The organism is Herbaspirillum sp. B65 (assembly GCF_000333555.1).
Lineage (GTDB): Bacteria > Pseudomonadota > Gammaproteobacteria > Burkholderiales > Burkholderiaceae_D > Herbaspirillum > Herbaspirillum rubrisubalbicans.
On record NZ_BADI01000588.1, the window covers coordinates 1 to 3,008 of the forward strand.

3 protein-coding genes are annotated in these 3,008 nt (G+C 58.8%); 2 read left to right on the forward strand and 1 reads right to left on the reverse strand.

Going from position 1 to position 3,008, the window contains the following annotated elements; translation table 11 throughout:
• Positions 1–1,629 (forward strand): TonB-dependent receptor (locus tag I5W_RS14035; RefSeq protein WP_050010673.1); only part of this gene is annotated, 1,629 nt, incomplete at its 5' end.
• A gap of 214 nt (positions 1,630–1,843) precedes the next feature.
• Positions 1,844–2,320: a hypothetical protein gene (locus I5W_RS14040; protein WP_252717022.1), complete on the forward strand. Its 477-nt coding sequence runs from the start codon at positions 1,844–1,846 to the stop codon at positions 2,318–2,320.
• A 27-nt stretch (positions 2,321–2,347) separates the two neighbouring features.
• On the opposite strand, the gene I5W_RS14045 is transcribed toward I5W_RS14040, so the two are convergent.
• Positions 2,348–3,008, reverse strand: a 661-nt coding sequence (locus I5W_RS14045) for a fimbrial protein (RefSeq protein ID WP_044529694.1), incomplete at its 5' end; no start/stop codon positions are given.

Here is a 3,008-nt window from a genome sequence, read left to right on the forward strand (position 1 = left end):
CACCTCACACCGGGTGGCGATATCGGCGTGGTCATGGGCAGCAACAACACGCGCCAGGTCATGGGCCAGGCCAACGGCATCGTCAACGGCATCAGCTACTACGTCACCGGTTCACTGGATGCCAACAACCTGGGCATCGAAAACCCCACCGGCGCTTCCTCGGCGTTGCATGACCGCACCACCCAGAGCAAGGCCTTCGGGTATTTCTCCTACCTGATCAATCCAGATACCCGCCTGAGCCTGATCCTGGCCAATACCAACAGCCACTTCCAGATTCCCAATACACCTGGGCAGACGCCGAGCTTCAATGTCGCGGGCGGCAACGTCGCCTCCGAGAACCTGAACGAAACCCAGAATGAGATCACCCGCTACGGCATCCTGTCGCTGCAGGGCGTGATCGGCGAGGACATCGATTACCAGATTGCCGCCTTCAGTCGCTATACCGGCGTGAAGTTCCAGCCAGATAACCTGGGTGACCTGATGTACACCGGCGTGGCGACCCAGGTCTCGCGAGCGGGCCTGGCCAACGGTCTGCAGGCTGATGGCAGCTATCGTCTCAACGACCGCCACACCTTGCGCAGTGGCATCTCCTATACCCGCGAAACCCTGACCAACAGCGATCAATCCCTGACCTTGCCGACCGACGCCAACGGCAACCAGAGCAGCGACACACCCATTGCCATCAGCGATGGCAACCGCAAGATCACTACCGAAGTGGGGGTGTATCTGCAGGACGAATGGAAGATCAGTGACGCGCTCACGCTCAATTACGGCGCCCGCTTCGACAAGTTGAATGCCTATGTCACCGGCAGCCAGTTGAGCCCGCGCATCGGCATGGTGTATCAGCTCAATGAGCGCACCACCTTGCACGCCGGCTATGCCCGCTACTTCACGCCGCCTACCAGTGAACTGATCCCGGCCAGCACCATCAACAACTTCGCCAACACCACCGGCGCCCCACCCACCAATGGCAACGATGCGGTGCAGCCGGAGCGCTCCAATACCTATGACCTGGGCCTGAGCCACAAGCTGACCAATCATCTCACCCTGGGCGTGGATGGCTATTACAAGCAGGTCACCAACCTGCTCGATGAAGGCCAGTTCGGTTCGGCCCTGCTCTATACGCCGTTCAATTATTCGCAGGGCAAGATCTATGGTGTGGAACTGACGCTGAACTATCGCAAGGATAATCTGGCGGCCTATTTCAACCTGGCGCGCGCTACCGCACTGGGCAAGAACGTCGCCTCGAGCCAATACAATTTCGGCCAGGATGAACTCAACTACATCGCCAATAACTGGGTGCACCTGGATCACGACCAGGCGATCACGGTCTCGGCCGGGGCCTCCTATGTGGACCACGACACCACCTATAGTGGCAGCGTGGTATCGGGTAGCGGCTTGCGTAGCGGCTTTGCCAATACCGAGCACCTGCCCTATTACACCAGCATCAATCTGTCGGTGGCGCATGAGTTCAAGGATTCGCCGATCGGCGCTACGACGCTGCGCCTGAGCGCCATCAACGTACTCGATTCAGTCTATGAAATCCGCGATGGTAGCGGTATCGGGGTCGGGGCACCGCAGTATGGACAACGACGCGGGCTGTATCTGGCCATGACCAAGCACTTCTGATGAGAGAGGGCACGCGGGCTAGAACGCTCGCGTGCCGCATTTTTTGCCCTTGAATTGATCTATGCGGCTTGTGCTGCAATTTGATGCACTGTCGTTGATCCAGTCCCTTCTCCCGACAGTTTCTACTGGAGTAAGCTTGGCCTCACTGCCCTGCCTGATGGTGGAAGAAATCTTCAGTGGCAGGTCGATATCCACAGGACTTCAGGGGTAAACAATGAAAGTAGCTTCATATCAGCCTTTCCAGTCATCCAGCCAGCGGATCGAACAGGGCTACCAGGGAGATGCCGCCAAGGCATTTTCTGCCGTGCTGGCGCAAACCAGCAAACAGGCCAACGACGCCAGCCCATCGGCTGCCAGCGGGACTACCTCGGCCAATCGCAATATTTCCTCCATGACGCCGGCAGAAATGCGCAGCTTCGCCAAGGAGCTTTACAACGCGGGAAAAATCGATCTGGAAGCAATGATTAGCCTGACCCTGGTCGGGCCGATTGGCAAAGCCGGGCCGCACGGTGAATTCATTCCGTTTTCCGAAAGCGAGCGCCAGGCCATCGACAACACCCCGGTGAACTATCATCAGATCGCCGCGACCTATGTCGCACGCATCGAGAGCGATGGACGTCAGCTCGATCCCACCTCGGGCTACCAGAAATGGCGTGCGATACAGACGGCGCTGAAGAACTACCCGTCTTGAGCCCTTACGTCGTTGCAATCGCTGCAATCACTGTACCTTCACGATCACATAAGCTGTCGAGAACACCCGCCCTGCCGTGACCGTTTTGCCTGGCAGCTTTTGCAGCGTGGCCGTGAGCCGCTTTTCCACCGTGTACTGTCCCACGGGTGCCGATGACGGTGCAGGTGATGCCCGACCGGCTTGCTGCCCGGGGGCGGTGAGGCGATACCAGCCGGCATTGCGTCCCGATGGCAACGACTGCGGCAACCATTGCCCGCTCACGGATGAACTCAACCATTGCATCTGTTGATGCGTATCGGCGTCACTGAGGCTGATCCCCACGCCCTTGGCCACCGTGGGATCGGTACCGTATTGGTCCGAGAGCAGATAGCGCACGCCCCTGTCCTGATTGACGTATCCCAACAACTGCGCGGCCGCCAGTGCGCCTGGGGAGACCTGGAGTCCAAACGCGGTCTGGTTGTCGTCGGTACCCGCCGCATAGGATGGTTTGCTGTTGGTGCCTTCGTCGCAGCGAAACGACAGAGTGAATTCCACCTGCCGCGTCTGTCCCAGATCGAGCTCGGTCTCGGAGATGGTCGGGAACACCACTTCAGGTGTCACGTTCTGTACCACGCAGGAGGGCAGGATACTTAATGTGGCCCCCATGCGCATACCAAACGCGATGCCATGGCCGCGCCAAGAACAGATA